The organism is Flavobacterium sp. XS2P24 (genome assembly GCF_030010285.1).
Lineage (GTDB): Bacteria > Bacteroidota > Bacteroidia > Flavobacteriales > Flavobacteriaceae > Flavobacterium > Flavobacterium algoritolerans.
This window is the reverse complement of record NZ_JASCRU010000054.1, coordinates 1-5,465: the sequence shown is the minus strand read 5'-3', so window position 1 is coordinate 5,465 and position 5,465 is coordinate 1. Positions and strand designations below refer to the sequence as shown.

Below are 5,465 nucleotides of genomic sequence, written 5' to 3'. Positions count from 1 at the left end.
CACTAAAGTAAGCGGTGCGTTTGTTGCTTCTTCTGAATGTGCCAATGCTGGAACGTACACCAACACTTGGACGGTAAACGACGATTGTGGAAACACTTCGGCTGTATTTACTCAAGTAATCACTATTCAAGATACAACGGCTCCAACAGGAAGCGCCCCTGCAGATATTACTGGATTACATAGTATTTCAGAAGTACCTGTTGGAGATGTAAATATTATAATTGATGAGGCTGATAATTGTAATGGAACGGTTGATATTATTATAGTTGATACTAATAACGGAGCTAGTGGATGCGATGGAAATCCTTACATTATTACAAGAACTTATGTATTGGCAGATTGTGCAGGTAATACTACTTCATTGATGCAAAAAATAACTGTTGAGAACAATGTTTCAGTAAGTGGTATCCCAACTAATGTATCTTGTCAAGGTGAAAAAGATGGAAGTATAGCAATTACAAATAGCAATGGATCAACTGTGGTAGTTACCAATAATACAAATGAAGTAGTAGGTAGCAGTGGATTACCAGCTGGCACTTACACACTAACTGCAACATCTTCTGTTGGAAATGATGGACAAACATGTTCTGCCATAAGTACTGTGACTATAACAGAACCAGACTATAGAGTTAAAATTTCTGGAATTATTTCTAATAGAGATACAAATTTACCATTAGCAAATGTACCTGTAACATTAATTCCTCAAGGTTCAACTACTGGTGTTATTCTTATTAGAGTTACTAACTTGGATGGTTATTATGCCTTTACAGGTGTAACACCTGGTGATTATTTATTACAAGTTCAAGATGCGAACCTTAACAATAACCAACAATTGTATCCAGTAGATTCGAATTCATTTTTTACAACTATAGAAGAATGTAAATACCAAATACACAATTTCGAATATGAAAAATCAGACTTACCTGTTATAGGTGATTTTGTATGGTACGATGTAAATAATAATGGAAAACAAGACGAATGGTTCGACGCAAATAATGATGGAATTGTTACCAAAAATATCCCTGATACTAATGGAGCTATAGATTATAGTTTATGGGAATGGATTGATTTTAATGGTGATAATAGCTACAATGGGACAGAAAACATTGGAGAGTTAAATGCTGCTGGCCTAGGAAACTCAAAAAGTTCTAATATATTAATTACTGGTCAAAATGGATATTCTAAAAATGTTATGTTAGGAATTCAAGGATACTATATTGACAGACCTAAAGTAGAAAATCCTTGGGGAGAATATAAAGTTCAGTTAGTTATGGATTCATTCTTAGATATAGTTTCACAAGCTATGGGTGCAACTGGATTAGTAAAAGTATTATCAAATAATAGTAACAAGTTAATTACATCTAAAACAAATAAATCAGAAAGTTTTACAGTTTGTGGACCTACAACTCCAAATCCTAAAATCATACAAATAACTCCAGATGATTATGTACATTTAGATGTAGATTTTGGAATAAGCTGCAAATTATTTGCTAATATTAATGCAATAGATGATATTTTTAATGCCGTACAATGTACTAGTGAAGGAATAGTAGGTAATGTAATCGACAATGACTTACTAAATGAACTTAAAACAAATAGTAATGAAGTTAATTTTAAAATAATAACTGAAAGCAATCCTAAAATTACATTTGATGAATTAGGAAATATAACTGTACAAGCGGGTATAAAAGCTGGAAAATATTCTTTTGAATATCAAATCTGTGAGAAAATAAATCCAACAAACTGCGATAATGCTTTTGTAACTATCAATATAATTGATACTACTTTTCCAGTTTGGACAACTATTGTTATGCCTCAAGATTTAGCCGTTCAATGTGATGTACCACAACCTGCAACATTAACAGCAACTGATAGTTGTGGTGAAGTAGTATTAAAATATAATGAGACTAAAGTTGATGGAAATTGTGCATCCAACTATATTTTGACAAGAATATGGACTGCAACTGATGAATCTGGTAATATGATATCACATACACAAAAAATAACAGTACATGACACAGCTGCTCCAGTTATTGCTGCATTACCTGAAACATCAACTATCTCTTGTCCTGCAACGCCTGAATTTACTCAAGCCATTGCAACTGACGGTTGTGGTTCTACAGTAACTTTGACTTTCGCGGATGTAACCACAAACGGTCAATGTGCTGGTTCATATTCTGTTACTAGAACTTGGACTGCTACTGATACTTGTGAAAATGCAACAACAGCTACGCAAACGATCAATATAGTAGACACAGTTGGTCCTACAACAGCCTCTCAATTCAATTCATCTGTTAATGTAAATTGTGATGCAATTCCAGCTAAACCTGAACTTGTATTTGTAGATAATTGTTCTACAGTTTCACCGGCTATTTTTACTGAAAACATCATAAACAGAACAGAAACTTCTTATTCAATCGTAAGAAAATGGTCTGTAGCTGATACTTGTGGAAATGCATCTGAGTTTACTCAAATCATCAATGTTACAATTCCTAATAGTGTTGTGACAATAAGCAGTTCAATTTGTAATGATGGAGAAATCACATCGACGAATCTAAATGATTTATTACCGGTAGGAACTCCAATAAACGGAACTTGGGTAGATGTAAATAATTCAGGTGGTTTACAAGGAAGTACTCTTAATGCTGCTGGGCTTTCGGTTAGAGATTATACATTTGAATATAAAATTAATGATGCAACTTGCCCTAGAACAATAAGAATTACAATGACGGTGAATACTGGTTGTGGTGGTATTGTATTAGCTTGTGGAACTGTATTAGTTCATAATGCCTTCTCTCCAAATGGTGACGGAATTAATGAAAAATTCATAATCGATAATATTGACGATACTGTTTGTTATCCAGAAAATACGGTAGAGATATACAACCGTTGGGGTGTATTGATTTTTGAAACCAAAGGATATAATAATACAAGTAATTCATTTGATGGAATTTCAGGTGGTAGATCAACTGTTCAACAATCTTCTGGTTTACCAACTGGCATTTACTTCTATATTTTGAATTATACTTCAGTTGACAATGATGGAAAAATCATAACCAATAAAAAAGATGGATATTTATACTTAACAAAATAATTAATCTTATACCTGAGGACAAAAAAAGTTCTCAGGTACAATAAAAATAATATCTTTAAGCCTTTTTCTTAAATAATAAACTCTAAAAAATTATCAAACCGATCTAATTAATTCTTATAAATGAGTTCGATAGATAATTTAAAATAATAAATATCTACTATGAAAACAAAATTATTTTCTTTCGTTTTGATGTTTACAGCCTTTGTAAGTTATGCACAACAAGATGCTCAATTTACTCAATACATGTACAACACAATCAATATTAATCCCGCTTATGCTGGATCAAGAGGTGCTTTAAGTATTTTTGCGCTACATCGTACACAATGGGTAGGACTTGATGGTGCTCCAGTTACTAATGCTGCTTCTGTCAATACACCTCTGAACGAAAGTAATTTAGGTTTGGGAGTATCAATTATAAATGATAAAATTGGACCTACCACTGAAAACACGATTTCAGCTGATTTATCATACACCGTCCCTACTTCTGAAACCTTTAAATTATCTTTTGGAATCAAAGCAACTGCTAACTTTTTTAATTTGGATGTCAACCGATTAAATCCTGTTGACGATGATCCTAGTCTGCATGATTTCAATAATAAATTTACACCTAATATTGGAGCGGGTGTTTATTTACATTCTGACAAAGCTTATGTAGGGTTTTCAATACCAAATTTCATCGAAAGCAACCGTTATGATGATAATGAAGTAGCTATTTTTAAAGAAAAAATTAATTACTATTTAATGGCAGGTTATGTCTTTGATTTGAATGAATCTATAAAGTTTAAACCCGCATTATTAACAAAAGTTGTTGCAGGCGCCCCGCTTCAATTGGATGTATCAGGAAACTTTATGTTCAGTGATAAATTTGTTGTAGGTATAGCGTATAGATGGTCTGCTGCTGTAAGTGCGATGGTTGGATTTCAAGTTTCTGACGGAATGTATATAGGATATGGTTATGACCATGAAACCACAAATTTAAATAACTATAATTCCGGTTCCCATGAAATATTTTTACGTTATGAAATATTTAAAAATAATGGTAAAATTACAACTCCAAGATTCTTCTAGAAATTAAGGCTATGAAAAAATTTATATTCTTTTACATAACAATAATAAGTCTTGTTTCTTTTAAAGGAAATGCACAAGATGCAAAATTTTATGTAACTGATAAAATAAGTGACAAATATGCTTATATAGATGTTCTCAAAACCTATGAAAGGATTGCTGAAAAAGGATATAAATCAGTAGATTTATTTAAAAAACTTGGAGATTCCTATTACTCAAACGCAGATTTTGACAAAGCTGCTAAATGGTATTGTGAATTATTTGCCATAAGCAATGATTTGGAACCTGAATATTATTATCAATATGCTAAGAGTTTACTATTTATTGGTCAAGATGATAATGCCAATCAAATACTGGAAAAATTAAAACAAAAATCAGGGGCAATAAAAGAGAAAAAAAATCGAAAATAACGATAAAATCACAACTCCAAAATTCTTCTAAAACAATTATTATGAAAAAAAATATACTCCTTTACATAACAATAGTAAGTGTTTTTTCTATTAACATTTATTCCCAAAAAGCAAAATTGGCTACTGCCGATAAAAAGTATGACGGCTATGCTTATGTAGATGCCATCAAAACCTATGAAAGGGTTGCTGAAAAAGGATATAAATCTGCAGATCTGTTTAAAAAGTTGGGGAATGCTTACTACTTTAATGCTCAGTTCGATAAAGCAGCCAAATGGTATGGTGAATTATTTACTATGGATACCTCTAATTTAGAACCGGAATATTATTATCGTTATGCTCAGTCTTTAAGAGCAATGGACCAAAATGATAAGGCTAATGAGATGATGGAGTTATTCAACCAAAAATCAGGTAACGATACCAGAGGGAAACTATTTAAAAAAAATACCAACTATTTAGAAGCTATAAAAGCAAATTCCGGAAGGTATAAAGTTGAAGATGCCGGAATAAACTCTATGTATTCTGATTATGGAACTGCACTATATTCGAATAAATTAGTTTTTGCTTCAGCAAGAGATACCGGAAGTCTTGGACAAAGAAAACACAAATGGACCAATCAGTATTTTACAAACTTGTACACGGCTGATTTAGGGGAAGACATGACACCGGGTGCTGCAAAAAAGTTTGATGGAACCATAAATTCGAAATTTCATGAATCTACTCCTACTTTTAGTAGTGATGGAAAGACTATGTACTTTACCCGAAACAACTATCTCGATGGTAAAAAAGGAAAAGATGGAAATAAAATTACTTTAATAAAAATATACAAAGCCACTTTAGAGAATGACAAATGGGTAAATGTAACCGAACTGCCTTTTGACAGTGATAATTACAGTACT

The 5,465-nt window shown here is 32.2% G+C and carries 3 protein-coding genes and 1 pseudogene; all 4 read left to right on the top strand.

All coding sequences use genetic code 11. From position 1 onward, the window contains the following. A partial coding sequence (locus tag QLS31_RS16010) for a gliding motility-associated C-terminal domain-containing protein (protein ID WP_282744671.1) occupies nucleotides 1–3,094 on the top strand: 3,094 nt, incomplete at its 5' end. Nucleotides 3,095–3,253: 159 nt separating this feature from the next. Further along, entirely contained in the window at nucleotides 3,254–4,162 is a 909-nt protein-coding gene (locus tag QLS31_RS16005; protein WP_099715630.1) for a type IX secretion system membrane protein PorP/SprF, read from the top strand. Between the two features lie 11 nt (nucleotides 4,163–4,173). Next, nucleotides 4,174–4,569 (top strand): flagellar motor protein MotB, encoded by a 396-nt coding sequence (locus QLS31_RS16000; RefSeq protein WP_099715631.1) that lies wholly within the window; start codon nucleotides 4,174–4,176, stop codon nucleotides 4,567–4,569. A 41-nt stretch (nucleotides 4,570–4,610) separates the two neighbouring features. Then, nucleotides 4,611–5,465 (top strand): annotated as a pseudogene (locus QLS31_RS15995) (flagellar motor protein MotB); the annotation flags it as partial.